The following is a 26,088-nucleotide window of genomic DNA, read 5'->3' as shown; positions in this document are numbered from 1 at the left end:
TTTGAATGATCGTTCCAGAATTAAGCAAAAAAATTCCTAACGCAGGCCGCGAAGAGCAAGGCGGGCAAGAGCGGAGAGATCCTCGGCCCTCGAACCGGCCCTGGCCGCCACGCGGATTGCGGCGATATTTGCCGTCAAGAACTGTGCTGCCTGCTCGGGGTCGATGACGGAAGCAATACTGCCCTCGCTCTGCGCGCTACGCACCCGTTCAAGGACGGCGGAATGCAGGCGCAAGCCTGCGGCTTCATGGATTTTCGTAAGTTCCGGCTGCGTGGTTCCGAATTCGCAGATCGAACCGACGCCGAGGCAGGTTTCCGAGGCCGTGGCCACGACCCGCATCAGCATGGCCTCGATACCATCGAGAGCCCGCGGCCCCGTTTTCAATGCAGCGAGATGCGCATCTGTCTCCTGTGCCGCATATCGACGCACGGCTTCGAGATACAGACGCCATTTGTCGCCGAACGTGTCGTAGAGGCTCTGGCGGCCGATATGAAGCGCGTCGACGAGCGTGGATGCCGAGGTCGCAGCATATCCCTTATCGCGGAAAACCCCGATCGCAGCATCCAGAGCCGTCATTTCATCGAATTCTTTTGGTCGTGCCATGACTACAAGATAGGAATTTCAGAACGACCGGTCAAGAACGAGACCATCATCTCACGTCTTTTGCCGGTTTGGCATGGCTGCCCCGGAAAACGTGCAATTGACGGCGGGAACTCAACCGGGCAAGTCTGTGGGGGTAGACCGGATCACAGAAAACGCCAGCATGAGCAAAAGCAACATCAGCGACTATCAAGGGCCGATCATCGTATTCGACGCCATGTGCGTGCTGTGTTCGGCCAATGCCCAGTTCGTATTGCGCCATGACCGCATCGGCCGCTTCCGTCTCGCTTCCATGCAGAATGAGACCGGCGCTGCTCTCTATCGTCGCTGCGGGATAGACCCTGCCAATCCCGACAGCCTGATTATCGTGGATGGTGCAGGCGTGCTGCGGGACAGCGACGCGGTGCTTGCCATCTATGGCGGTCTCGGCTGGCCCTGGAAGGTTATTTCCGCGCTGCGCTTCGTGCCCCGCATGCTGCGCGACCCGATCTATCGCTGGCTTGCCCGCAATCGCTATCGCATTTTCGGCAAGCGGGAGACTTGCTGGCTGCCGACACCCGATCAGGCGAGCCGCATCCTTTGAAGAGGGTTCTGGTTCTCGGCGGCTATGGCGGGTTTGGCGCGCGCTTGTCGCGGCGCCTTGCCGGCGATGGCTTCGAGGTTCTGGTTGCGGGACGCAACCTGGAAGCAGCCAAGACGCTGGCCTCACGATTGCCGAACGCGACTGCGCTGCAGGCCGATCGCAACGGCGATATCGCCGCGACCCTTGACGAACACAGACCCTTTTTGCTCATCGATGCGGCCGGCCCCTTCCAGCAAAGCGACGACCGGGTCGCGCGGGCCTGCATAAAGGCCGGCGTCCACTACATCGATCTTGCCGATGCGCGCGATTTCGTCGGCGCGATCGGTTCGCTCGACGGAGAGGCCAGGGCCGCCGGCGTCGCCGTCATCTCAGGCGCATCGAGCGTGCCGGCCCTGTCGAGCGCCGTCGTAGCGGAGCTTGGCGAGGGCATGCAGGACGTTCGTTCGATAGACATGTCGATCAGCGCTTCCAACCGCGCAACCGCGGGCGCCTCCGTCGCATCGGCGATCCTCAGCTATGTCGGCAAGCCGGTGCGGCTCTGGCGCGGCCGGCGGTGGCGGGACGCGATCGGCTGGCATATGGTGAAGCGTAAAACCTACGCAGTCTCAGGCCACCCTCCTCTGCACCGACTTGTAGCGCTTGCCGATGTGCCGGATCACGACCTGCTGGTCGACACGATTGCCGGACATCCGAGTGTCATCTTCCGGGCCGGACCCGAATTTGCCTTTCAGACGCTGGCTCTGTGGCTGCTATCCTGGCCGGTCGTCTGGGGCCGGCTGGCATCTCTGAAAAAGATAAGCCATCTTCTCCTGCCATTGCAGGGCCTGACGGCACGGCTCGGCACCGCCCGATCCGCCGTGGCAATCGTAGTGAAGGGAATCCAACACGGCGAAATGCGATCCCGGCGCTGGACGCTCATTGCCGAAAATGGCGACGGCGTGGAAATCCCGACCCTTCCGGCGCAATTGCTGGCGCGTGCGCTGCGCGAGGGACGATTTTCGTCCGGCGCCCGCCATGCCGGCGGCCTGCTGACCCTTGCGGATTTCCGAACATTGCTCCGCGATCTCACGGTCAGCGAGGAAACGGTGGAAGCAGCCTATGCGCCGCTCTATCAACGTGTGATGGGTTCCACATTCACGCAGTTGTCCAGGCCGGTGCGCGCCATGCACGAGGTCTTCGGCGATGGCGGTGCAAGCGGCGAGGCCGTTGTTACCCGCGGGCAGTCGCCTGCTGCCCGGCTGGTTGCCGGATTATTCGGTTTCCCTGCGGCGGGAAAGCACGAGCTGCATGTCTCCTTTGAGGAGCATGGCGGCATCGAACAATGGATCCGGGATTTTTCCGGCCAGCGCTTCTCCAGCCATTTGAGCGAGGAGCGGGGCCGCCTCGTCGAACGCTTCGGTCCCTTCCGCTTCGCATTCGATCTGCTTGTACGCGGTAGTGGGCTCAGCATGGAGATCAGGCAATGGTCGCTCCTGCGCATCCGCCTGCCGCTCGTCCTCGCACCGCGCAGTACCGCCTATGAATGGGCGGAGGATGAACACTTCCATTTCGACGTGTCGATCGCCCTGCCCGTCATCGGCCCCGTGGTTCATTATCGGGGCTGGCTGCGGCAGCTTGCTTGATGCGGCCGGCCATCTCTGTTCAACGCTCGTCGCTATCGGTCGAGACGCGGCCGATAGCGGGCGATGCGGCTAGTCGTCAATCGTGCGCGCTCGCCGCGCTGAGCACAGCTTTGACGGTTGCTGTCGCAACGTCGTCATCGATGCCGACGCCGAAGACCTGCGTACCGTCCGGCCGGACGCATTGCAGATAGGCGGCGGCTTTCGCATCGCTCCCGCGGCGGAGCGCATGCTCATGATAGTCGATGACGCCGAGCATCACACCGAATGCCTCTTCAATCGCGGCAAGCACGGCGGAGACGAGGCCATTGCCTCGGCCGGTGACGGTAACGTCTCGATCCCGATGACGAATGCGGCCGGTGAAGATGCGCTCCGCAGCCGGTCCCCTGCGCAAGCCGCCATCATAATCGACAAGCGCGAAGCATTCGATATCGCCGACATGATAGGCATGCGCGAACACCGTCCAGATATCCTCGGCCGTCAATTCCCTCTTGGTGCTGTCGGCGAGACGCTGGACGCGCTTGCTGAAATCGATCTGCATGGCGCGCGGCAATTTCAGACCTTTATCCTGCTCGATCACCCAGGCGACGCCACCCTTCCCCGACTGGCTGTTGACGCGGATGACCGCCTCGTAGCTTTCGCCGATATCGGCCGGATCGACCGGCAGGTAGGGCATTTCCCATATGCCGTCGTTGCGGCGCTCATGCGCGGCAAATCCCTTGCGGATGGCGTCCTGATGCGAACCGGAGAAGGCCGTATGCACCAGCTCGCCCGCATAAGGATGGCGCGGATGGATGGGTAGGCCATTGCAATATTCCACCGTCTTGACGACCTCGCGGATCGACGGGAAGGAGAGGCCGGGATCGATGCCCTGCGTGTAGAGGTTCAGGGCCAGCGTCACCAGATCGACATTGCCGGTGCGCTCGCCATTGCCGAAGAGGCAACCCTCGACGCGGTCGGCGCCTGCCAGCAGCGCCTGCTCGGCCGAGGCCACGGCCGTGCCGCGATCGTTGTGCGGATGGACGCTGATGATGACGGCTTCACGACGCGAAATATTGCGGCAGAACCATTCGATCTGGTCGGCATAGATATTCGGCATCGCGACCTCGACCGTCGCCGGCAGGTTGAGGATAGCGGGACGCTCCACGGTCGGCTGCCAGACGTCGAGCACCCGCTCGCAGATCTCGAGCGCAAAATCCGGCTCGGTGAAGCAGAAGGTTTCCGGCGAATATTCGAATGTCCAGTCCGTCTCCGGCCGCTTGACGCTTTCCTCCAGCATTGCCGTGACGCCACTGACGGCAAGATCGACGATCTGATGCCGATCCATGCCGAAGACGACGCGCCGGAAGAGCGGCGCCGTGGCATTGTAGAGATGGACGATCGCCTTGCGGGCGCCTGTCAGGGATTCAAAGGTACGGGCAATGAGATCGGCACGCGACTGGGTCAGCACCTGTATCGCCACATCCTCGGGGATGCGACCCTTCTCGATCAGCGCGCGCACGAAATCGAACTCGATCTGCGAGGCCGATGGAAAGGCAACCTCGATCTCCTTGAAGCCGGAGGCGAGGAGCATGTCGTAGAAGCGCAGTTTTCGCTCGACATCCATGGGATTGGCGAGCGCCTGGTTTCCGTCGCGCAGATCCGTGGAGAGCCACCGCGGTGCCTTGGCAAGCCGCCTGTTCGGCCATTGCCGATCCGGCAACTCGATGGGTGAGACAAAGGGGCGATATTTGGTTTCGGGATTCTTCAGCATGATCCGTTCCGTTGCACTCGGTCTAATCGGGAAAAAAAGCGGACAGTAGCCTACGGTCGCCGGGATGCCGTCAGGCCCGACGACCGCCGCTAAGTCGCAGTGCAACGGAAAGCCAAAGAGGAGCGCGGGTGCGGGATGCCGCCCTGGCGTCCGTCCGGACGCGCAACGATGCGACGGCGGCATGATGCGGCCGGTCTGATCGATGCGGCTTCTGGAATGGGACAAACACCTGGCGAGCTATCCTGCTTCAAAGGAGTTCTAGGATATTGCCGGAGGTTTTGATATTCTCACGCATATGGATCAATTATCGTCGCAAAAGGATCAAGTCTATCTGCAGCACGGCGCCGATGTCGCCGAGGGTATCGCCGTTATCGCCCATGACGACCGCCGCTTTACCAGCTCCCGGCATAGTCATAAGCAGGCACAGTTGCTCTACGCCGTCGATGGCGTGATATCGTTGACCACGGATAGCGGCACCTGGGTCGTTCCGCCAAGCCGCGCGGTCTGGCTGCCGCCGAACCTCGAGCATGTGACGGCGAGCCACGCGAGCGTTCGATTTCGCTCGCTGCTGATCAATGTCGGGAGCAATGACGCCCTGCCGACGGCATGCATGGTCGTCGAGGTCACGCCGCTTTTGCGCGAGCTTATCCTGAGGCTTGCCGGCCTTGTCGACAAACCCGATCGCACGGAAATGGCAGAGGCGGTCATTCGGCTGCTGCTTCTCGAACTCACCTTCCTGCCGGCACAGCCATTGAACCTGCCGCTGCCGAAGCACCCGGCTCTCTCCGCCTTCTGCGAGACGATGCTCGGCGATCTCGCCCATACAATTTCGATCGAAGAAGCGGCAAGCGCTCTTTATATGAGCCGGGCAACGCTTATGCGGCTGTTTCAACGCGAGACGGGATTGAGCTTCGGCCGCTGGCGGCAGCAGGCACGGATGCTGAAGGCACTGGCCTTGCTTGCGGAGGGCCGGAACATTCTCGATGTCGCACTGGACTGCGGCTATGACAGCCCAAGCGCCTTTTCAGCCATGTTCCGGCGCTCGCTTGGCCGTTCGCCACGGGACTATTTTCAATCAGCGCCGCCGCCCGACGAGACCAGCTAGGGTGTTGGCGAGAAACAATCTCTATCGATCATCAGCTAGGCAGCCGAACATCCGAAAATCATGGAAGGCTTCCTTGAACCGGGCTTTCTGTCGAAGCGTGCCCTCATACCGGAAACCCGCCTTTTCCAGAACCCGATCGGAAGCGGTGTTTCCCGGCAGCGTCCAGGCCTCGATGCGGTTCAACGAAAATTCCTCGAAGCCGCATTGGACGACGGCTCTCGCCGCTTCGCTCATCAGCCCCTTGCCCCAGGCCGAGGGATGCAGTTCATACCCTACCTCGGCACATCTGGCGCGCCGGTCGATCCAGTTGAAGCGGATACCGCCGAGCAACTGGCCGGAGACCCGATCCTCGATGATCCAGGCACAGCCCGTTCCCTTGGAGAAGATCTTGTCCATCCATTTCAAGTAACGCTGCATCTGTGTCTTTTTCGGCGCGTCGGGCCAGTTCGTAAAGCGCGTGACGTCGGGAATAGAAATCAACGCCTGGAAGGCGTCGCAATCATCCATGCTCGCTTCCCGAAGCCGCAGCCGGTCGGTCAATAGCGCGGGAAACTTGTGTCTTGGCGGCGCCAATTTCAGGCTCTCAGGAAATTGGCAAGGATGATCTCGCGCCAGACGCGGTTGGGCGTTATCCAGGCATCCCATGAATTATACTTGCCGGAATAGATGACGGCGGCGATATCCGCATCGGGCATGAGCCAGAGCCTCTGCCCGCCGTTTCCGAACCCGGCATACCACGGACGCGAATTGGCGAATGCCGGTGCCGGCGCATCTCCGCAAAACCACAGCCTGCCATAGCTCAGACCATCTTCAGTCGAAATCGCCGGCGTCAAGGATTGGCTGATCCAATCCTCCGAAACGATCCTATGGCCGTTCCACACGCCCTTCCGAAGCAGAAGCATGCCGATCTTCAGCAGGTCGGGAGCAGTCAGTCGCAAGCCGGATGCTGCCGAAGCCACGCCGTCATATCCGGCCGTCCAATGAAACTGTGCGATACCCAGCGGCTCGAAGAGAACATTCCGCGCAAAATCGGGTAGCCGCTTGCCGCTGCCTCGCTCGATGATGGCCCCCACGAGCGCAACGCTGCCACCGGAATAAATCCAGCGCGTCCCAGGCTCGGCGATCACCGGCTGCTCCAGAACGAAGCGATAGCGATCCGGCGCATTCTCCATGGCAATCTCGCTGTTTTGCGGGTCGGTATAGGGACGGTTCTCGTCCCACTCCATCCCCAGCGTCATGGTCAGTGCATGGCCGACGGTGATCTTGGCGCGCTCGGCATCTTTGGCGAGATCGTCGTATTCCGGAAATTGCTCGAAGAGAGGCGCATTCGGCGGAGGGACCAATCCCTGGTCGAGCGCGATGCCATATAGAAGGCCGACGATGCTCTTTGTGACCGAGCGAAGATCATGCAGCGTGTGCGCGTCGAAAGCGACCTCGCCGAGCGGAGTGCCCCAGTTTTCATCGATACCGACGGCATAATGCTCCAGGAATGCATGCTGGGATCGCGCAGCAAGCACCACATGCAAGTCGCGTAACAGGCCAGCTTCGATACTGGCTTCAAGCTTGCGCCGAAGCGTCGGATCGAAGCCCACAGCCTGCAATGTTTCGCCATCCGGCGACAAGGGGGAAGCGTTCTGTCCGATGCCCATGAAACCTCCGCCTGCGTTAAGTCGCTCTTACCTCAAGCTACAATCAAAGCGCGTACCCGGCAAGGCGATCAAACGGCAATTTCGCCGACTTCAAATCAGGCCTGCCCCATCTTCGCTTCTTCTTCCGCCTCCAAAGCAAACGCCGCTACCGTCCTGTTTCTCCCGTTCAGCTTAGCCTTCAGCAAAGCTCCGTCCGCGCGGTTGATCAAGGTCGTGGTCGGGCCCGAAACCGGAGACGAGGCGATCCCCACGGAAACGGACAGCGGCCCGACGATGCGCGCGCGATAGGAAAATGGCGTGGCGAAGACGCGCATGCGAAGCTTCTCGGCAAGCGCAAAGCCTGCCTCGTCGGCCATGTCGGTGGCAATGACGGTCAGCTCCTCCCCGCCGAAGCGATAGACCGTGCCGGCTTCGCCGACCGTATCGGCGACAATCTGCCCGACATGCCGCAACACCTCGTCGCCGGCGTCATGGCCGAACTCGTCGTTGAAGCGCTTGAAGTGATCGATGTCGATCATCATGCAGATGACCGTGCGGGCGGATTGATCCCTGTGGAGATTGTTGAGCGTCTCGTCCAGGGAGCGCCTGTTGAGCAGACCGGTCAGCGCATCGCGCACGGCAAGATTGATGAGCCTGTCACGCAATTGCAGGTTGGCGATGGCAAGGCCGATATTTTCTGCGATCAGCTCCAGATAGAGCCGTGGCGCATCGGCAGCGGTCGCGTCCTTCGAGCGGTCCTCGAAATAAAGCAGGCCGATGGCCTCGCCGAGCGCGGTCAGGGGAACGCAGAGGCCGGGTACGCCGGAGTCATCCAGATGCTGGCAGGGAATATCGTTGTTCGCCACATGGCTGACATGCGGTCGCCCCCGGCGCAGGCCCCAGCAGGCGGACGCCGCAAAAGAAGGCTCGGTATGGGTGGGATCCAGCCATCGGCTGACTTCCGTCAACGCCGTCCTGCTCTCGTTCATCGTATAAAGACATCCCGCGATGCCGGGAAAGATCTGCGGCACGAAAAGCGCGACCACTTCGGCAAGCTCGCCCTGTGCGTAGCAGGCCTGCAGACGGTGCATCATCTGCAGGATGAGATCCTTGGTCTCCAGGTCGCGCTTGCGCTCGGCATCCAGCCGGTTGCGCTCCAGGCCGTTCTCGCGAAAAATCTGTATGGCGTCGTTCATTTCGCCGATCTCGTCGCGACGGCGATCGGTCGGCACTTCGACGGCATAGTCCTGCTTTGCCAGCCGGTTGACGATTCCCGTCATGCGGACCAGCGGCAGCGCAACCCGGCGCCGCAATATGAAGTAGAGCACGCCGAGGAAAATCGCCGCAGTCAATGCGAGCATCACCTTGGCGACATCGGCCCAGAGATCGCTGCGCGCCTGTGCCGAGCGGACGGCGGCCTCGGTGCGAGCCGTCGCCAATGCGCGAAACTGGCTGACGCTGTTGAGAAGCGTCGTCTGCACGCGTTCGTGCTCCGGGCCGAACAGGGCGTCCCGCGCACCGGCCTGATTGCCGCCGGTATAGGCGGCGACCGCGGCTTCTTCCACCTTGTCCAGCGCTTGCGCGTTCACCGCCACGTCTTCGACCACCTGAAGCTCCGCATCCGGTATGCCGATGCCGCGCAGGTTGTTGATCGCCGTATCGCGACGACGCTCTTCGCCTTCATCGACGGTGAAAGCATCGAGATGCCTCTCCTCTCCGCGCATCACGTAGAGACGGGCTTCATCGGTCGTTTCCTCGGCACCGAGGGCAAGCTCCTCGCCCATGCTGTTCAGCAGCAGATGCTGTTCGACGGCCTGCCTTTCCTGCACAGCACTCCGAGCCGAGAGAATGAACGCCACGGCGGACAGCACGGTCAGGACCACGGTGATGCCGTAGGCCCAATTCGTAATTGTCGTAATTCTCATATGCCGTCCTCTGCGCCTCGCTCATGCATTTCTGAAGTCCTTGTCAGGCGAGTCTTCAGTTATGACACTTGCTCGTAGGATAAAGCCTGAACAAGCGGCATGGAAAGCTGATTGCCGGCTTATTTGACGCTTATCCTCCGGCGATCGCCAATCCGCGAAGCTCGCAAGGCGCCGGATCCCGATATCCCGATGCTTCCAAGCCGCCGCTTGCTTCGTTCGGGGTATGCCCGATGACATCGGTTTTCTCTGACGGGAATCTCAGTTGCAGCTGAAGGGCCGCCGCCGAGACTCCCGGCTGTCGTCAGGGGTGAGTACGACAGCACGGACAACAAATCGATTTTCAAACCAGCAATCCATAGGGTGACTGGAAGCTGGAAAACACAAGCTTAAGTTCCACAAGTGACTGCCCCATTTCGGCACGTCTATCGCTCAAAGTTCAAATTTATCCTGGCCAAGATTAGCGTCACCTGAAGCAATTGCTGTTCAGATCTCGCACAATGCCCAAGAGGCCGACTTTCCAACTTCACCAATTTTCCTGAACAGCTGCTCGTGCTCTGCACAGTTTCTGCAAAGCCCGGCGTCATCGTCGCACCATGAGCAACACATCCGAGACACCAAGCACTCCATCCGTTCGCCTGCCACATAGCCTCCTTAGGGAAGGCTGGTGGCTGGCGGACAATCGTCACTCTCAGGCCGATTTGCCGGCTCAGCCTGCCACCATCATACCCTTTGCCGCCATCGAACGCCGCGCGGGGAGCCGATGCCGATGAGCATATCCGATGCCCCTATCCTTCACGCCAAACCAACAAGCAACTCCAACCGCAAATTCCTGATACTTTTCGCTCTTGTAATATTTGCCGACTTTCTTCTTTTCGACAGGGAGCCCGGCCTCAACCTCTTCGTTTTCGCCAATGCCGTCGCAGCAGGTCTACTGATCTGCTCCAGAAAATCCCTGTCCTTTTCGAAAGCCGCTGGGCTCCTGTTATGCGGTCTCATCGCATCGGTCCCTCTTATCGAGACCCCATCCTGGATGGGTATTACGATCTGCTTGCTCGGCCTTTCCTGCGTCTCGCTTGGCGCCGGCGGGCTGTTGCCCCGGCAATGGACCCGCCTGCCGCTCGTGCTTCTCCGCTTCGTCCTGGACTTGCCGGCGCGGCCTTTCCGACGTGTGAGCTATCGTTGGTTGCAACGCCTGCAAAAGCCATCGGCGCGAGGCGTTCGCCATCACCTTCGTGGCTGGATCATGCCGCTGACGTTTGCCGCCGGCTTTCTTGCGCTCTTCGCGGCGGCCAATCCGCTGATCGACAGGACACTGCGCAGCATCGACCTCACTTTCCTGCTGCAATTGTTGAGCATGTGGCGCATCGGCTTCTGGCTTGTTGTCGCAGCCGTCCTTTCCGTGCTGTTGCGCCCAGGCCTGATGCGGCGCCGCCGTCATCGGCGCGGGGCCGCGGAAGTCGTCACGAGCGTTGAGGATGGGCTGTTCGGCCATGCCGCGTTGCTACGTTCGCTGATCGTGTTCAACGCACTGTTCGCCGTGCAGACGCTGCTCGATCTTGCCTATCTCTGGGGCGGAGCGAGCCTGCCCGATGGCATGAGCCATGCCGAATATGCTCATCGCGGCGCCTATCCGCTGATGGTCACCGCGCTTCTTGCCGCCATCTTCGTGCTTGTTGCCATGCGCCCCGGCGGTCCGGGAGACAAAAGCGTCCTTGTTCGCGGCCTGGTGCATCTGTGGATCGCCCAGAATATCCTGCTCTGCCTCTCCTCGATTCTACGCCTGGATCTCTACGTCGAAGTCTATTCGCTGACGGAGCTACGCGTTGCGGCCGGCATATGGATGGGCCTCGTGGCGGTCGGCCTTTTCTTCATCCTGCTGCGCATTCTGCTTCGCCGCTCCAACGAATGGCTGATCGCACTCAGCTCCGCGACGCTGGCCATGACGCTTTACGCCGCCGCAGTGGCCGATATCCCCGCCCTCATTGCCCGCTTCAATGTCGCCCATAGTCGCGAAATATCGGGTGAAGGCATCGTGCTTGACCTTGATTATCTCGCAGCGCTCGGCCCATCGGCCATACCGGCACTCGATACCTATCTGGTATCGCTTCCTGCCGACAGCGACGTCCGCAGGGTTCGGGACGCGCTTCTACGGCAGCAGGAGGGCCGCTCGCCCGATTGGCGAAGTTGGACATATCGCGCCGCGCGCCTCGACGACGACCTCAGACACGAGGCAGCACTTGCAAGATGAGGCCGAAACGAAGAAAACGGGCGGGTGAACCGGGACGCATCTCACATGGCACAGCGCATCCTCGTCGTCGACGACGAGCCCAATATACGCGACGTGATCTGCTTCGCGCTCGATCGCGCCGGCATGAAGACGACGACAGCCCGTAATGGCACCGAGGCCATGATGGCCTTTCACAGGGGCGACCTCGATCTGCTCGTGCTCGATATCGGCATGCCTGAAATGGATGGGCTGGAAGTCTGCCGGCGCGTCCGGAAGACCTCGAATGTTCCAATCCTCTTCCTCTCGGCCCGCGACGAGGAAATCGACAGGATCGTCGGCCTGGAAATAGGCGGCGACGATTATGTGACAAAACCCTTCAGCCCACGCGAACTGGTCGCGCGGGTTCGGGCCATCCTCAAGCGAAGCGGGCACGGTTCGGAGCCGGACACGAACAACCACTCCATTTCCATGGGGTCGTTGCGGCTCAATCGAGGTGGCCGTACCGCCAGTTTCGCCGATATGCCGCTCGCCTTGACGGCGCTGGAATTCGCGATCCTCGACACGCTATTGTCGCGGCCGGAGATCGTGTTCAGCCGCGATCAGCTTATGGAGGCCGCTTACGGCACCGATATGCAGGTCGCCGATCGCACCATCGATAGCCATATCCGCAATATCCGCGCCAAGCTTGCGGCGGCCGGCGGCAAGGGCATCATCGCCACCGTCCACGGTATCGGCTTCAAGCTGACATCGGGCATGGAAGGAAGCGCCTGATGCGCGCGCCACGGGTGAAACCGAAATGGCGACCGCCGCTCGCCCTCATCGTCTATGCCGTGCTTCTGACGGTGATGACGCTTCCGGTGCTGACCCTCATCTGGTTCCGCGTCGTGCGCGCGGCCTCCGGCGCCATCGCGCCGGCCGAAATCGCAACCCTTGCCGTCGTCCTCATCCTGACCTTGGGCGTCGCCTATGTACTGACACGCACCCTGACCGTGCCGATCAACGCATTGATCGCCCGCGCGGACGAGATCGCTCGCGGTGGACGCTCTGCGATCCGGCCGCTCGAAATCTATGGTACGCGCGAGGTCGCAAGCCTCTCGCAGAGCTTTCTCGACCTCGCCGGCAAACTGGTCGACCACTCCGACTACGTGCGATCCTTTGCCACCCATGTCTCCCACGAGCTGAAATCGCCGCTCACCTCGATCAAGGGCGCGGCGGAGCTGCTGCGCGACGATGACGACAGCAATCCGATGAGCCCGGAGCAGCGCGAGCGATTCCTTGCCAACATCATCGCCGATACCGAACGGCTGGACCGGCTGTTGTCGCGCCTGCGGGAGCTGGCGAAAGCCGAACTGCCGTCCGAGCAGGGTACAAGCAGCCTTAGCGACATTATCGCCCAGCTCAAAATGCAGTTTCGCCAACTGGCTATCAGCAACGAAGGCGCCGACGACGACGAGATGCTGACTCTGCCAGTCGAAGCAGCCGGCATTGTCTTCTCCAATCTTGCGGAAAATGCCTTTCAGAACGGCGCCACAACCCTTGCAATCATGGCAAGCGACGAAGAGCGGAAAATGACGATCCAGGTGCGCGACAATGGGCGCGGCGTTGCCGATGGCAATCGGGATCACATCTTCGAACCCTTCTTCTCGACACGACGCGAGGATGGCGGCACGGGCATGGGCCTCGGCATCATCAGAGCGATGCTCGCAGCGCATGGCGGCAGCATTGAGCTGCTTGAGAGCAGCAAGGACGGCACGACCTTTCAGATCATATTGCCTCGCATTTCCTGAAGCGGGACCGATTCGACCTGGTATGTCCAGGTTTCGCCAGCAAAAAGCGGCCGGAGGATAGAACCACCGGCCGCTTTGGCGCTCACCTGCAGAGTTCTACGCCGCCTGCGATTGCGCCTGAGCTTCCAAAGCCATGGCGCGCGCCGTCACGAAGTCGACTTTGCCGGAACCGAGGACAGGAACCTTGCCAACGGTGACTTCGGCGGGAACCATCATTTCCGTGGCGCCCTTCGATTTGGCGAATGCCAGGAAATCGCTTCGCGTGGCCTCCGGCGCATCGGTCAGGAGCACGAGACGCTCACCCTTCTTCTGGTCGGGCACCGCCGAGACGACGCTGAGAGCACCCGGCCAAAGCTGCGCCGCAAGGGTCTCCACCGCGGCCAGCGAAATCATTTCGCCGCCGATCTTGGCGAAGCGCTTGGCGCGGCCGCGGATCTTGACGAAACCGTCTTCATCGATGGTGACGATGTCACCGGTATCGTGCCAGCCCTCCGGCAGCGGCTCGAGGATACCCGGATTGTCGGCCCGCAGGTAGCCGGCCATGACATTGGCGCCGCGGATGTGGAGACGGCCGCCCTCGTCGATGCCGGGAACCGGCTCGAGTTTCCATTCCATGCCGGGCATGATCTTGCCGACCGTTCCCGTGCGGTTGTACATCGGCGTGTTCAGCGAGATGACCGGGGCTGCCTCGGTAACGCCATAGCCCTCCAGGATGCGCAGGCCGAATTTCTCCATATAGACCTCGCGGGTCGAGGCCTTCACCGGCTCTGCGCCGGAGAAGATATAGCGGATCGACCTCAGGTCGTAGGGGTGAGCGCTGCGCGCATAGCCGTTCAGGAACGTATCCGTGCCGAAGACAATGGTCGCGTTCGAGACGTAAATCAGCTCCGGCACGATGCGATAGTGCAACGGTGACGGATAGAGGAAGATCGGCACACCCGAGACCAGCGGCAGGATGGTGCCGGCCGTCAGGCCGAAGGAGTGGAACATCGGCAGGATGTTGAACACCTTGTCGCCGGGATGGAAGTCGATACGCGAAGCCGCCTGGGCGGCGTTCGACAGGATATTGCGATGGCTCAGCACCACACCCTTCGGCGCACCTTCGGAACCGGAGGTGAAAAGGATGACTGCCGGATCATCGGCGCTGCGCTTGACCAGCGGTCGATATTTACGGATGAGACCGACGATCTTGTTGAGGAAAGTGACCTGCGTGCGCAGCTCGTCCAGCCAGACGAACGCCACCTGCTTTTCGAGTTCCTCGACCACCGGGCCGAGCTTGGCCTGCGTGATGAAGGCGCGCGAGCTGAGAACGTGCTTAACCTCGGCGGTCCGGCAGGCGGACAGGATATTGGTCGCACCCGCCGTAAAATTCAGCATGGCCGGAACCTTGCCTGCCGACATGACGCCGAGGACCGTAGCCGCCGTGCCGTTTGCATTCGGCAGCATGACGCCGAGCGTCTTCTCCTCAGGGAACATCCTCCTGAACTTCGCACCGAGCACCGCGGCGCCGGTCAGAAGCTTGGCATAGGAAAGCTTGCCGGCAATCGGATCCTCGACCGCGAGTTTCTTGCCGCCGTACTCATGGGCGCTTTCGATGACGCGGCCGAGGACCGTGTTGTTCGTATCGGCGGTGCGGAACATCAGCGTCGACATGATCTGATAGAGGGCGGCACCGGCAGCAATGCGGCGCTTCCTGCCCTTCAGCTCCGCCGGGACGTCAAGCTTGACCGGCTCCAGGATCGTGACCTTGACCTTGGGGAAAAGACGGCGGCGAACATGGCTCGACGTCAGATAGGAGGCATAGCTCTTTTCAAGGCCGTCGATGCGAACGGGCACGATCATCGCGCCGGTCTTGTCTGCGACCATGGCGGCGCCGTCGTAGACCTTCATCAGCGTGCCTGTCACGGTCAGCCGCCCCTCGGGAAAGATGCCGACGGGGCTGCCGTCCTGGATCACCTTGATCAGCGAACGCGTCGCCATCGGCTTCGTCGGGTCGAGCGGCAGGAACTTGCACTTTGTCAGCAGTGGCCGCACCCACCATTTCTTGGCGAAGGCATAGTCGATGGCGAAGACGGGCTCTTCCTCGGTGATGGCGAGCGCCAGCGCGCCATCGAGCAGGCTCACATGATTAAGCGCGATGATCGGAGCGGAACCCGCCTTGCGGATATTTTCCAGTCCCTCGACTTCCAACCGCATGAAGGCGCGGAAAATGATGGAGATGAGGTCGCGGAAGGCGTTGGTGGGCAGCATCTTCAGCATGACCCAGGCGATCGCGATGTTGAGCACGGAGATGCTGAGAATAATGACCGGAACCGACAGGCCGACGGCCTGCAGGACGGCCACAAGCGCCAGGCCGACCGCGATGAAGAGAGCGGACAGCACGTTCGCCGCACCGATGACGCGGGCGCGGCGATCCTCGTTTGCCCAGCTCTGCATGGCCGCAAAGGTCGGGACGGCAAGGAAAGCGCCGCCGATTGCCATGCCGGCAAGATCGATGGCGACGCGGATCGTCTTCGGCCCCTCAAAGAAGGCGAGAATGGTTTCGGCATGGGCGGTCGACTGCAGACCCCAGAGGTTCCAGGCGAGATCGAGACCGAAAAGAGCGACGATCAGCATGCCGACGGGCGCCGGCAGAAGCACGATGCGGCCGGCAGCCATCCAGCCGGCGATAGCCGAGCCGATGGCCACGGACACGGCAAAGATTGCCAGATAGGCGGGAACGACGATTTCCGAGCCGCCAAGAATGTCGGTCACCATGACCGGCAGCATCGACATGATGAAGGCGCCGACGAACCAGAACCAGCAGTTCATCAGCGATGCGCGCCAGATGCGGCTGTCGGCGCGAAGCTCGTTGACCAGCCTGTAGCTTGAACGGACGACATTGGTATCGACGATGAGATCCGGCGCCTTGGAGCCGGTCGAGGGGATCATGCGGGCGGAAAACCAGCAAAGGATCGAAAGCCCCATCATCATCGGGCCGAAGATCCAGACATTCTCGCCCTCGCGAAAGGCGACCGCGGCGACCATGGTGCCGGTGAGAATGGCGATGAAGGTGCCGCCCTCGATCCAGGCGTTGGCCCTCGGGAGATCCCTGTTTTCCAGGTGATCCGGCAGGATGCCGTATTTGATCGGCCCGAAAAGAGAGGAAATGACGCCGAAGCCGAAGAGGGCAAGCATCAGGATCCAGATCGAGGAGAAGGCGATGCCGACGACGGAAATGGCTGCGACCCCAAGCTCGCAGCGCTTCAGAAGCTCCGCCATCTTGGCCTTGTCGTATTTGTCGGCAAGCTCGCCGGCAATCGCCGACAACAGCAGGAACGGCACGATGAAGATGCCGCCGGCAAGTGTCACCAGCGCCGCACCTTCCGTCGCCATCTGCGCGAGAATGACGAAAACCAGTGTCTGCTTGAGAAAGTTATCGTTGAAGGCGGTGAGGAACTGCGTCCAGAACAGCGGCGCGAATTTCCTCGATTTCATCAGGTGGTTTTGCATGACGTACCCCTCGTTCAGCCAACAAGACGCCACAGAGTTATTACGCAAAGGTTGAGCGCCAATGCAACTCTGCGGCGTCGTTAACAAAGTTTAGTCCTGACCGTCACGATTGAACTTAACGAGCAGCTTCTCCGTGCGGGCATCCTCCACCTTGCGGATCAGCTTGTCAGCCTCGCTGTTGTCGCGGATCGTCTTGGTGACATTGACCGCCGTCTGCACCAGCATCAGGATGCCCATGGCGAGATAGCCTTTGCCCCACAGATCGATCGGCATCATGTAAAGGCCGACGAAAAGCATGAAGGCGGCGGCGCCAAAGGAAATATAGGAAAAGCTGACCCAAGCCTGCGAGTGTTTCTGGAAGCTGTCGTTCATGGTCGTGTCCTCTCTTATGAGTTTGGTGTGTTCGGGTTCAGGCTGCTGAATTCATGCGCGCGCGAAGGCGGGCGAGCACGTCGTCCGCCGAAGGGCCAAGCGGTGCGCCAAAGCCGGCATTGGCAAGCTTTTCGACGATGGCCGTCTGCCGGCTCGCCGCGTCCATTTCCTTCATGGTCGAGGCCGCAATCTCGCAGCGCCCCTGGTAGGCCCGAAGGCGGGCCAAGGTTTCCTCGGCCTCGTCCAGGGTTGCCAGGCCGGAATTATCGTCACAGACGGCATTCAGCTTCTGCGTCTGCGCCGTGGCGCGCGCCAGCCGCTCGCCGCGCTGCAACTCCTGCAGACGCGCTTCCGATGCTTGGACCGTGGCCTTGAGCCTGCCGATTGTCTGGGTAAATTGCGCCTGCGCCTTCTCGGAAGCGTCGCGCTCGGCCTCAAGCTGGGCGATTGCCTCGGCCGCCTGCCGGGCAAGTTCGTCACTGCCCTTCTGCAAGGCGGCAACGGCCCGGCTTTCCAGATCCGCGATGCGGCCGGCAACCGCCGCGTGCTGGCTCTTTTCCTGTTCGTTCTGCGCGACGGCGATTGCCACCGCGCGGCGCGCCGACTGAATGGCGCTTGCCGCGTCGCGGATCTGCTGCGCCAGCAGCGGCACGGCGTTGCGATCGATGAACGCCTGCTCCGCATCGAAGGCCCGACCGCGAATGAGCGTCAGAATTACATTGAACATTTGTCGTCTCCCGTTTATGAACGATGTTCATGAAACGAGATATGCCAGAATCATGAACGTTGTTCAAGAACAATTTTGAACAACGTTCAAAAAATTGGATTGGAATTGACAATGGCGAGAAAAACGCTGGAAAAGCGCGAGGATCTGAAGCTGCGGCTGATCGAGGCGGCGCGCAATCGCATAGCGGCCGATGGGCTTTCCAACCTGCGGGCGCGCGACGTCACGCAGGACGTCGGCTGTGCGCTCGGCGGTCTCTATACGGTCTTTACCGATCTCGACGATCTCATCATCCACGTCAATTCGGCAACGCTGAAGGCGCTGGAGGCTTCCCTGACACTCGCGGAAGTCAAGAATCACACGCCGGCCGACCAGCTGCGCAACCTCGCACGCGGCTATTTGCGGTTTGCGGTCACCCACCGCAACCTATGGAAGGCGCTCTTCGACCATCGACCGCCGGACGACCGCCCGAGCCCCGAATGGCATCTGGAAGAACACATGTTCCTGATGGGCGTCATTGCCGCGCCGCTCGCCGAGTTGCAGCCCACGATGTCCGAGACGGCACGGGCCATTCGCGCGAGAACCTTGTTCGGTGCCGTGCACGGCGTCGTCAGCATTAGCCTCGAAGGTCGATTCGTCGGCCTGCCGATCGAGAGCCTGGAACTTGAGCTGGATGACTTTATCCTGACGATTGCAGCGGGCGCCGCGGCGAGACAGGCGTAGGCAAGTTCGCGCCCGTCAAGGGGTCGACGAGGCGTAGCTTCTGATATCGCCGAAGGCATAACCGCGCTCCTTCAGCCTGCGGATGAGGGCTTGCAGATTTTCCTGGCCGTCGAACTGGTCCTGAAACATCTGATCGTGCATCAGCAGGATCATCTTTCCCCGTTGGGTGAAACGGCCATATTGAAATAGGTGATCGATCTCGTTGACCAGGTGATCGACCGATTGAACCGGCTTGCCATCATCGCGATGCACCCATTCGAAATCCCAGCCATAGAGATAGAAGCCTGCTTCGGCGACGAGTTCATAGTCCAGCCACTCGCGCTCCCATTGGGCGACATTGATGGACAGATCCTCTCGCGATACCGTCGGAAGCCGGAAGACGTCCCTGCCCGGCAGCCGCGCATTCACGGTCGGCGTCAACCCAAGCACCTGATTGGCGTGCAACATGTCCGCCACCACAGCCTGCGTATTGGAGTAATATCGCCTGTAGCGGTTGTTGGCGTGGCTGTAGCTGTGATTGCCGACGGTCACCAGTGGCATTGCCTTGGCTTCCGCCAGCAGGTCCCGTCCCCCAGGGCTGGTTTCCACATGCAACCCGACCATGAACATGACGGCCGGCACATTCTCCTGGCGCAGCACCGAAAGAACATTCTGCGTTCCCGGCAACGGACCATCGTCAAATGTGAGATAGATCGTTCTGTCCGCCGCCTGGCCGGCGATGGCGGAGACCGCAACAAGGATAGCGGTCAACAACAATCTGCCCAGTGCATTCTCCAGACTGTTCAATCCGCCCAAGCCAGCCGCCTCCCGCATGAATAAGGCAAACTGGCATATCGCATCGGACAAGGAAAGCGCCGCGAACGCGACAAAAGCAAAGGGCGCTCTACCCGTTTCCGGGGAGCGCCCTTGCTTTTTAACCCGGACAGCAAACGCCGGCTCGACACGAAAATGCCGGCCCGGCAGGCCATCGATACAGGTGATGGAGCGCAGATAATAGCGAATCGCACCCTTTGCAAGGGCTAACTTCGAAAAACTTCAAAGCTCCGCCACATGGCAGAGCCATTTGGCATTATTCGCACATATCTGCCGCCCCCGATTTGCGTCAGGCGGCCTGCAAGGTCGCATCGCGCGGGATCTCGACATCGATCTCCAGCATGGAGACATCCTTGTCGCGATCCATCTTCACCTGCACCTTGTCACGATCGACCTGGACATGCTTGGCGATGACGGCGAGAATTTCCTCTCTCAGCACGGATACGAGATCCGAACCCACCGAGGCGCGCTCGTGGGCAAGGAGGATCTGCAGGCGCTCGCGCGCCATCGGTGCAGATCTCTGCTTGCGAAACAGTCCGAAAATGCTCATGCGGCCCTCCTTGCGAAGATTTTGCCGAAGATACCCCGCTTCTCGCCGGGGATGGTGATCGGCAGCTGCTCGCCGGCAAGACGGCGTGCTGCTTCGAAATAGGCTACAGACGGCGCGCAACGGGCATCGGCAAGCGTAACTGGCGAACCGAGGTTGGAGGCGCGCAGCACGTCCGTGCTCTCCGGGATGATGCCGAGCAGCGGGATGGAGAGGATCTCCAGCACGTCGTCGACCTTCAGCATGTCGCCGCGTTCGGCGCGGGCGGCATCGAAGCGGGTCAGCAGGAGGTGCTTTTCCATGCGCTCGCCGCGCTCCGCCTTGAGCGTCTTTGCATCCAGCAGGCCGATGATGCGATCGGAATCGCGCACCGAGGAGACTTCCGGGTTGGTGACGACGACGGCAACATCGGCATGGCGCATGGCAAGCGTTGCGCCGCGCTCGATGCCGGCCGGGCTGTCGCAGATGACCCAGTCGAAATAGCTCCTGAGCTCATTGATGACGCGCTCGACACCCTCGGGCGTCAGATTGTCCTTGTCACGCGTCTGCGAAGCCGGCAGGAGGAAGAGCGTCTCCAGCCGCTTGTCGCGGATCAGGGCCTGCGGCAGCTTGGCATCGCCATGGATGACGTTGACGAGGTCGTAGACAACGCGGCGTTCCGCACCCATGACCAGATCGAGATTGCGCAGACCGACGTCGAAATCGACCACGACGACCTTCTCGTTTCTCTGCGCCAGAGCCGCCCCCAGTGCGGCCGTGGAAGTTGTCTTTCCAACTCCGCCCTTGCCTGATGTGACGACGATTACCTTGCCCATCTCGCTCTCCTGTTTTGGCCGGCTTCGGCTCAGATTAGTTTCTCGGCCATGATCGTCTCACCATCCAGCCAGAGCTGGACGGCTTGCCCCCTGAGGCCGGGTGATACGTCTTCCGCCATCTTGTAGATTCCATCGATCGCCAGCAGCTCGGCCTCGAGCTTGCGGCAAAAGATTCGCGCCGAAGCGTTGCCGATCGAACCCGCCATGGCACGCCCCCGCAGGGCGCCGTAAATGTGGACGGATCCACCCGCGATCACTTCCGCGCCCGATGCCACCGAACCGATGATGGTGACATCGCCCTCGGGGAAGATCACCGACTGGCCCGAACGCACCGGCTCGCGAATAATCAATGACTGCGTCACCGGCCGGATTTCCGGCGGCGGCGACTTGGGCTCGCTGTTGCGACGCTCCACCACGGGCTCCGCCTCGGCGACTTCGAAGTCGGCAGCCGGACGTCCACCCTTCAGGATTGGCGGCATCCCAGGCCCAGCGATCGACGGACGTCCGCCCTCGATGCCCATGATGCTGACATTGCGGGCCGTAAGCTCGCCGATCAGCTCCTTGAGCTGAGGGCGATCGATCGGCAGGTCGGTGATGTCAAGCACGACCGGCCGCCCCAGAAAGAAGCCGGCCGAACGGGCTGCCAGATCATCAAGCCGGATCAACCACTGTTCCAGCGGAAGATCCGGCGAAAGTACGACCGCCAGAAAGGAGCGGCCCTTGATACGGATCGAACGAGCGTCTGTTAGCACTTTGGTCATCTATGTAAATAAATCGTTGACCGTTTGTAGCGCTCATATGGTTAACAAGTGGTTAACGCGAGCTCTCGTTGGAGCCGGAACCGCCCCACAAAACGGCAATGCTCGCGAGCGCAGAAGGCTCGTTGGAACCGGGGTCGTAGACGCATGGAGCGGCAAAAATCGCAGCTCCCGCAAGGAAAAGAATGATCGGTCTCATGAGATCCTCCGGGCGCGAGGCGTACGCCGCCTTGCTGGATATCCGATGCAGAAAAATTAACGATTCTGCGCGCCCCACCCTCCGGTACGGCGCGCAATATCGAGACGTGAACGATTCTCAGGCGAGCTTCAGCTCGACATCGATGTTGCCGCGAGTCGCCTTCGAGTAGGGGCAGGTCTGGTGCGCTTCCTCGACCAGCACCCGCGCCAGCTCAGGCTCGATGCCGGGCATGCTGATGGTGAGGCGAGCCTGCAGGAAGTAGGCGCCGTCCGTGGTGCCCAGATCCACTTCGGCATCGACGGCGAGAGCGGCGGGCAGCTTGACCTTGCGCTTGCCGGCGGCCAGACCCATTGCGCCGATGAAGCAAGCCGACCAGCCGGCCGCGAAGAGCTGCTCGGGATTGGTGCCGGCGTGAGCGCTGCCGGGAGGCGAGAGCTTGACCTCCAGTTGGCCGTCATCGCTGCGGGCCGAGCCGTCGCGGCCGCCGATGGTGTGTGTTCTGCCGGTGTAGAGAACCTTGTCGATCTTGGTCATGGAACACTCCGTTGTTGCGTTACCCGCTCTGTTGTGTGGTGAGGGGCGACGTCCGTTGACGGAGCTGTTTTTGCTGGATCGAGGTATCCGGCATGTTTCCGGAATCGCCGGAAGTGTTACAAAACGTAGGCCCGAACAGGTCGGATACAAATGCTTACAAAGATCCTGAGGATCGTAAGCAGGTCAAAATGGGCGGAAAAGACTCGCATGGAGGCATGTCGGGTTGTTTCCAAGGAGAATGCCAAGCGCAGCGCCAGAGAGCGATTCCTGACCTGGCTGGCGCTCGCCCTCGTTCCTTTGCTGCTCGCCTGGCTGCTTGGATGGATTTGACCGCCATCCAGGCGACCGGAAGACCCACTCCTCAAAAATCCTCTCCGAGAGCGCTCAGGAGATGACCACTTCGGCGGCCAGACCGCCGCCTTGGCGGTTATAGAGCCGGACGGAACCGCCGAGCGTCTGGGCGAGCTGGTGGGCGATCGCGAGCCCAAGTCCGGTGCCGCCGGTGTTGCGGTTGCGCGATTGCTCCAGCCGGAAAAAAGGCTGCATGGCCGCCTCGATCTGGTCCCGGGGAATACCCGGCCCGCGATCCAGCACCGTTATCGCAATCTCGCCCGCGTCCCTGCGTTCCACAGCAATTTCAGCGGCGCCGGCAAATTTCAGGGCATTGTCGATGAAGTTGGTAAGGATGCGGCGAAGGGCATGCGGCTTTGTCGTCGCCGTTCCGCGAATGAGGCCGAGAATCTCGACCGATTTTCCGGTATCCTGATAGTCGTAGCTGATGCTCTCGATGAAGGAAGCAAGATCGATTCGCGAACTCTTCTCGCCATTGCTATGGGCGCTGCGCGCATAGGCGATCCCATCCTGCACGAGGCGCTCGATTTCTCCGAGATCCTGCAGAAGCTTGGCCTTTTCGGGTGAATCGTCGGCGATATCGGCGCGCAGGCGCATGCGCGTGATCGGCGTCTGGAGATCGTGCGAAATGGCTGCGAGAATCTGCACCCGCTCCTCGAGATAGTGCGCTATGCGATCCCGCATTGCATTGAAGGCCTTGGCGGCGTGCGCCACCTCGCTCGGGCCCCCGTCGCTCAAAGCCGCCCCCTTCTTGTTGGGATCGAGGGCGTCAGCGGCGGCGGCAAGTTCGGCGAGCGGCCGGATCGCCTGGCGAACCGCAAACCAGGTGCACAGGACAATCACCAGCATCTGGACGACGAAGACGTAAGGCAGCCACGCCGCGATCGGCATGATTCCCCTCGGCGTGACATCGATCGTCAGCGGACTGCCGTCGCTCAAGTTCAGATGCGCCTGCAGTCGCGAGATCGGGCCGGGTATCGATTCCATGCGGATCGGAAAGCGATGGCCGACGGCATCCTCAATCTTGGCGGCGATCTCCGCGCCATGGGTGGAGGTATCGGGCACGCCCGGCAGGCCGGCCCCCAGCTCGAAGTTATAATTGCCGCGGCTCAGCCAATCGACGAAATTCGCCCTTTCATCCGCCGGCAGGCGATCGAGCACCGCGATCGAGGTCGCGACGTCGTTTTCCAGCGTACCGAGCATGACGGCCTTTGCCGACATGTAACGCTCGATGTAGAGCACGCTGAAGGACAGACCGTAGGCAATCGCAAGCCCGGCAAGCAGGATCAGGGAAATCCGCGAGCGCAGCGTACTGGGCCACCAGGGCCATCGGACTGGGAGGCCCGCCATCGTCATGGGCGCAGCTCCGCAATTTCCACCGGCACGGAGAAGACATAGCCTTCGCTGCGAACCGTCTTGATGTAGATCGGCTCACGCGCGTCGTCCCCCAGACGCTGGCGCAGCCGGCTGACGAGCAGATCGATGGAGCGGTCGAAAAGATCGGCGTCGCGGCCCTGTGTCAGGTTCAGCAATTGATCGCGATTGAGCACCCGCTGCGGGTGGTCGATGAAGACGCGCAGCAGGCGGTATTCGGCACCGCTGAGCGCGATCTCGGTTCCGTCCCGGTCGAGAAGATGACGTCCGACCGTGTCCAGCCGCCAATCCCCGAAGACCAGTATTTGGCCGGCTTCGCTGATCTGCAGGTTGGGCGGCAACATGCGCGTGCGCCGGAGAACCGCCTTGATGCGGGCAAGCAGCTCACGGGCGGCGAAGGGCTTTGCCAGATAATCGTCGGCGCCCATTTCCAGGCCGAGAATCCGGTCCATCTCGTCGTCGCGCGCCGTCAGCATCAGGACCGGCGTCGCCTTGTGCTTTCCGGCGCGAAGCTCGCGACACAGCACCAGGCCGTCGTCGCCCGGCATCATCACGTCGAGCACGATCAGATCGACCGAGTTGGCCTCGAGGAAACTGCGCATCTGCCGGCCGTCGGCAGCCGTCGTCGCCCGCAAGCCGTTCTTCTTCAGATAGCTCGACACCAGCTCACGGATTTCCCGATCGTCATCCACGATCAGGATATGGTCGACATGGTCCATTTTGATTTCCCACCCATCATCGCAAGCATCGACCTACGAATATTCATCCTCTTGCCGTGCCAACGGCGGAGGGCGCCAGCATATGCCGGCGCCCGCACGCACACTATCGCCGTGCTAGAATCGATCAACATCTATCACGGCCTGAGCGAAGGCTTGCGGCGCTTCCTGGGGCAGATTGTGGCCGATGCCGCCGGTGATGGTGCGATGCTCGTACTTGCCCGAGAATTTGCCGCGATAGGCCGACGGCTCCGGGTGCGGCGCCCCGTTTGCGTCGCCTTCCATGGTGATCGTCGGTATGGCAACCGCCGGCCCTGCGGCCAGCGTCTTCTCGTAGGCATCGAACTTTGTCTCGCCTTCGACCAGACCGAGGCGCCAGCGGTAATTGTGGATGACGATATCGACATGGTCTGGATTGTCGAAGGCCGCGGCCGACCGATCGTAGGTGGCATCGTCGAAGGCCCATTGCGGCGAGGCGGTGTGCCAGATCAGCTTTGCGAAATCATGCCGATTTTCCTCATAGCCGAGACGTCCGCGCTCGGTGGCGAAATAGAACTGATACCACCAGGCAAGTTCGGCTTTCGGCGGCAAGGGCTTGCGGTTGATCTCCTGGCTGCCGATCAGATAGCCGCTGACCGAAACCATCGCCTTGCAACGCTCGGGCCAGAGCGCCGCCATGACGTTGGCGGTGCGGCCGCCCCAGTCGTAACCGGCAACAACGGCCTTTTCGATCTTCAGCGCATCGAGAAGCGCGATCATATCGGCCGCCAGCGCTGCCTGCTGGCCGTTGCGCGGGGTTTCCTTCGAAAGGAAGCGAGTGGTCCCGTATCCGCGCAGATAGGGAATGACGACACGGTAGCCGGCACCGGCCAAGAGCGGCGCGACATCGACGAAGCTATGGATATCGTAGGGCCAGCCGTGCAGCAGCAGCACGACCGGGCCATCGGCCGGACCGGCTTCGGCGTAACCGATGTTGAGCACGCCAGCATCGATCTGCTTCAGCGCGTCGAAGGACGTATGGCTTCCGGCCTTGACGGCAGGCAGGCTCGAAGCGGAAGCCTTCGGTTGGGCGGCGCCGGCCATGGCCGGCAGGCCGAATTCGGCGGCTGCGACGGCGACGGCGGCAAGACCGAAAAAGCGGCGGCGGCTGTGATTGAGTTCCTCGGACATCTGTCTCTCCTGTCGATTGGATCGTGAGATCGAGAAAACCAGCCGCTTGTATCGTCGATGTGTCGCATGCGGCGGCCTTTTGAATGCCTTTGTAGCTTCAGGCCGTACAGATACAGTCTGATACAATCCGATTCCTTTGATCGGCCAAGGCCTGGCAGCGCCCGAAACGCCGGCAAGATCACACGCGCATCCGCCAATTTGTATCGCATTGTATCGAGGCCGACGACATCGACGTTTCGGTACATTCTCCCGTCCAGCCCGACACATTCGAGA

General features: G+C 61.4%; 24 protein-coding genes. 7 read left to right on the top strand and 17 right to left on the bottom strand.

All coding sequences use genetic code 11. The features are described from left to right. Positions 1 to 36: 36 nt before the first annotated feature. Positions 37 to 603 carry a TetR/AcrR family transcriptional regulator gene (locus tag GR212_RS24460; RefSeq protein ID WP_163990402.1) on the bottom strand — a complete coding sequence of 189 codons (567 nt, stop codon included), beginning with the start codon at positions 601 to 603 and terminating at the stop codon, positions 37 to 39. A 160-nt stretch (positions 604 to 763) separates the two neighbouring features. On the opposite strand from GR212_RS24460, the gene GR212_RS24455 reads away from it, so the two are divergent. Together GR212_RS24455 and GR212_RS24450 are read left to right on the top strand one after the other, a co-directional pair. Next, entirely contained in the window at positions 764 to 1,183 is a 420-nt protein-coding gene (locus GR212_RS24455; RefSeq protein WP_163990400.1) for a thiol-disulfide oxidoreductase DCC family protein, read from the top strand. Continuing rightward, the gene (locus GR212_RS24450) at positions 1,141 to 2,805 is read left to right on the top strand and encodes an SDR family oxidoreductase (protein WP_163990398.1); all 1,665 of its coding nucleotides are present in this window, start codon (positions 1,141 to 1,143) and stop codon (positions 2,803 to 2,805) included. The genes GR212_RS24455 and GR212_RS24450 overlap by 43 nt, the downstream gene beginning before the upstream one ends. 76 nt (positions 2,806 to 2,881) lie before the next feature. On the opposite strand, the gene leuA is transcribed toward GR212_RS24450, so the two are convergent. Then, a complete protein-coding gene (leuA, locus tag GR212_RS24445; RefSeq protein WP_163990396.1) occupies positions 2,882 to 4,555 on the bottom strand; it encodes a 2-isopropylmalate synthase in 1,674 nt (557 codons plus the stop codon). A 295-nt stretch (positions 4,556 to 4,850) separates the two neighbouring features. On the opposite strand from leuA, the gene GR212_RS24440 reads away from it, so the two are divergent. Continuing rightward, positions 4,851 to 5,660, top strand: a complete 810-nt coding sequence (locus GR212_RS24440) for an AraC family transcriptional regulator (protein ID WP_163990394.1) — start codon at positions 4,851 to 4,853, stop codon at positions 5,658 to 5,660. 21 nt (positions 5,661 to 5,681) lie between these two features. Here the strand turns inward: GR212_RS24440 and GR212_RS24435 are convergent, their stop codons facing one another. The 3 genes from GR212_RS24435 to GR212_RS24425 all read right to left on the bottom strand — a co-directional run bounded on the left by GR212_RS24435 (position 5,682) and on the right by GR212_RS24425 (position 9,213). Further along, positions 5,682 to 6,200, bottom strand: coding sequence for a GNAT family N-acetyltransferase (locus GR212_RS24435; protein WP_281411075.1), 519 nt, complete (start codon positions 6,198 to 6,200; stop codon positions 5,682 to 5,684). A gap of 35 nt (positions 6,201 to 6,235) precedes the next feature. Then, positions 6,236 to 7,309 carry a serine hydrolase domain-containing protein gene (locus GR212_RS24430; protein WP_163990390.1) on the bottom strand — a complete coding sequence of 358 codons (1,074 nt, stop codon included), beginning with the start codon at positions 7,307 to 7,309 and terminating at the stop codon, positions 6,236 to 6,238. A gap of 95 nt (positions 7,310 to 7,404) precedes the next feature. Beyond that, positions 7,405 to 9,213 (bottom strand): diguanylate cyclase, encoded by a 1,809-nt coding sequence (locus GR212_RS24425; RefSeq protein ID WP_163990389.1) that lies wholly within the window; start codon positions 9,211 to 9,213, stop codon positions 7,405 to 7,407. 766 nt (positions 9,214 to 9,979) lie between these two features. On the opposite strand from GR212_RS24425, the gene GR212_RS24420 reads away from it, so the two are divergent. The 3 genes from GR212_RS24420 to GR212_RS24410 are packed head-to-tail and all read left to right on the top strand — an operon-like array spanning position 9,980 to position 13,227. After that, entirely contained in the window at positions 9,980 to 11,461 is a 1,482-nt protein-coding gene (locus tag GR212_RS24420; RefSeq protein ID WP_163990386.1) for a DUF4153 domain-containing protein, read from the top strand. 45 nt (positions 11,462 to 11,506) lie between these two features. Next, positions 11,507 to 12,211 carry a response regulator transcription factor gene (locus GR212_RS24415; RefSeq protein WP_163990378.1) on the top strand — a complete coding sequence of 235 codons (705 nt, stop codon included), beginning with the start codon at positions 11,507 to 11,509 and terminating at the stop codon, positions 12,209 to 12,211. Further along, entirely contained in the window at positions 12,211 to 13,227 is a 1,017-nt protein-coding gene (locus GR212_RS24410) for a sensor histidine kinase (RefSeq protein WP_163990376.1), read from the top strand. Before GR212_RS24415 ends, GR212_RS24410 begins: the two co-directional genes overlap by 1 nt. Before the next feature lie 96 nt (positions 13,228 to 13,323). Here GR212_RS24410 and GR212_RS24405 read toward each other — a convergent pair whose 3' ends face one another. From GR212_RS24405 to GR212_RS24395, 3 genes are all read right to left on the bottom strand, one after another. Then, positions 13,324 to 16,719 carry an acyl-[ACP]--phospholipid O-acyltransferase gene (locus tag GR212_RS24405; RefSeq protein ID WP_163990374.1) on the bottom strand — a complete coding sequence of 1,132 codons (3,396 nt, stop codon included), beginning with the start codon at positions 16,717 to 16,719 and terminating at the stop codon, positions 13,324 to 13,326. A gap of 90 nt (positions 16,720 to 16,809) precedes the next feature. Beyond that, the gene (locus GR212_RS24400; RefSeq protein ID WP_112798622.1) at positions 16,810 to 17,091 is read right to left on the bottom strand and encodes a YiaA/YiaB family inner membrane protein; all 282 of its coding nucleotides are present in this window, start codon (positions 17,089 to 17,091) and stop codon (positions 16,810 to 16,812) included. A gap of 37 nt (positions 17,092 to 17,128) precedes the next feature. Then, positions 17,129 to 17,818, bottom strand: a complete 690-nt coding sequence (locus tag GR212_RS24395) for a PspA/IM30 family protein (protein WP_163990372.1) — start codon at positions 17,816 to 17,818, stop codon at positions 17,129 to 17,131. 111 nt (positions 17,819 to 17,929) lie between these two features. Between GR212_RS24395 and GR212_RS24390 the strand changes: the two genes are divergently transcribed. Next, positions 17,930 to 18,538, top strand: coding sequence for a TetR/AcrR family transcriptional regulator (locus GR212_RS24390; RefSeq protein ID WP_163990370.1), 609 nt, complete (start codon positions 17,930 to 17,932; stop codon positions 18,536 to 18,538). A gap of 15 nt (positions 18,539 to 18,553) precedes the next feature. Here GR212_RS24390 and GR212_RS24385 read toward each other — a convergent pair whose 3' ends face one another. The 9 genes from GR212_RS24385 to GR212_RS24345 all read right to left on the bottom strand — a co-directional run bounded on the left by GR212_RS24385 (position 18,554) and on the right by GR212_RS24345 (position 25,815). Further along, complete coding sequence (locus tag GR212_RS24385) at positions 18,554 to 19,288, bottom strand: polysaccharide deacetylase family protein (RefSeq protein WP_246725931.1); 735 nt, start codon at positions 19,286 to 19,288, stop codon at positions 18,554 to 18,556. A 352-nt stretch (positions 19,289 to 19,640) separates the two neighbouring features. Then, a complete protein-coding gene (gene minE, locus GR212_RS24380) occupies positions 19,641 to 19,901 on the bottom strand; it encodes a cell division topological specificity factor MinE (RefSeq protein ID WP_163990369.1) in 261 nt (86 codons plus the stop codon). After that, positions 19,898 to 20,713, bottom strand: coding sequence for a septum site-determining protein MinD (gene minD / locus GR212_RS24375; protein ID WP_163990367.1), 816 nt, complete (start codon positions 20,711 to 20,713; stop codon positions 19,898 to 19,900). The genes minE and minD overlap by 4 nt, the downstream gene beginning before the upstream one ends. Positions 20,714 to 20,742: 29 nt before the next feature. Continuing rightward, positions 20,743 to 21,474 (bottom strand): septum site-determining protein MinC, encoded by a 732-nt coding sequence (gene minC, locus GR212_RS24370; RefSeq protein WP_163990364.1) that lies wholly within the window; start codon positions 21,472 to 21,474, stop codon positions 20,743 to 20,745. 52 nt (positions 21,475 to 21,526) lie between these two features. After that, positions 21,527 to 21,670, bottom strand: coding sequence for a hypothetical protein (locus GR212_RS24365; RefSeq protein WP_204326735.1), 144 nt, complete (start codon positions 21,668 to 21,670; stop codon positions 21,527 to 21,529). A 117-nt stretch (positions 21,671 to 21,787) separates the two neighbouring features. Beyond that, positions 21,788 to 22,204, bottom strand: coding sequence for an organic hydroperoxide resistance protein (locus tag GR212_RS24360; RefSeq protein WP_163990362.1), 417 nt, complete (start codon positions 22,202 to 22,204; stop codon positions 21,788 to 21,790). 384 nt (positions 22,205 to 22,588) lie between these two features. After that, the gene (locus GR212_RS24355) at positions 22,589 to 23,911 is read right to left on the bottom strand and encodes a sensor histidine kinase (RefSeq protein WP_163990360.1); all 1,323 of its coding nucleotides are present in this window, start codon (positions 23,909 to 23,911) and stop codon (positions 22,589 to 22,591) included. Continuing rightward, positions 23,908 to 24,648 (bottom strand): response regulator, encoded by a 741-nt coding sequence (locus tag GR212_RS24350; RefSeq protein ID WP_163990358.1) that lies wholly within the window; start codon positions 24,646 to 24,648, stop codon positions 23,908 to 23,910. Before GR212_RS24350 ends, GR212_RS24355 begins: the two co-directional genes overlap by 4 nt. A 114-nt stretch (positions 24,649 to 24,762) precedes the next feature. Then, positions 24,763 to 25,815, bottom strand: a complete 1,053-nt coding sequence (locus tag GR212_RS24345; protein WP_163990356.1) for an alpha/beta fold hydrolase — start codon at positions 25,813 to 25,815, stop codon at positions 24,763 to 24,765. Positions 25,816 to 26,088 lie beyond the last annotated feature (273 nt).

Source organism: Martinezella lusitana, from assembly GCF_010668395.1.
Lineage (GTDB): Bacteria > Pseudomonadota > Alphaproteobacteria > Rhizobiales > Rhizobiaceae > Rhizobium > Rhizobium lusitanum_A.
Note: the sequence above shows the minus strand (reverse complement) of the source record. Positions and strands in the feature narration are given on the sequence as shown.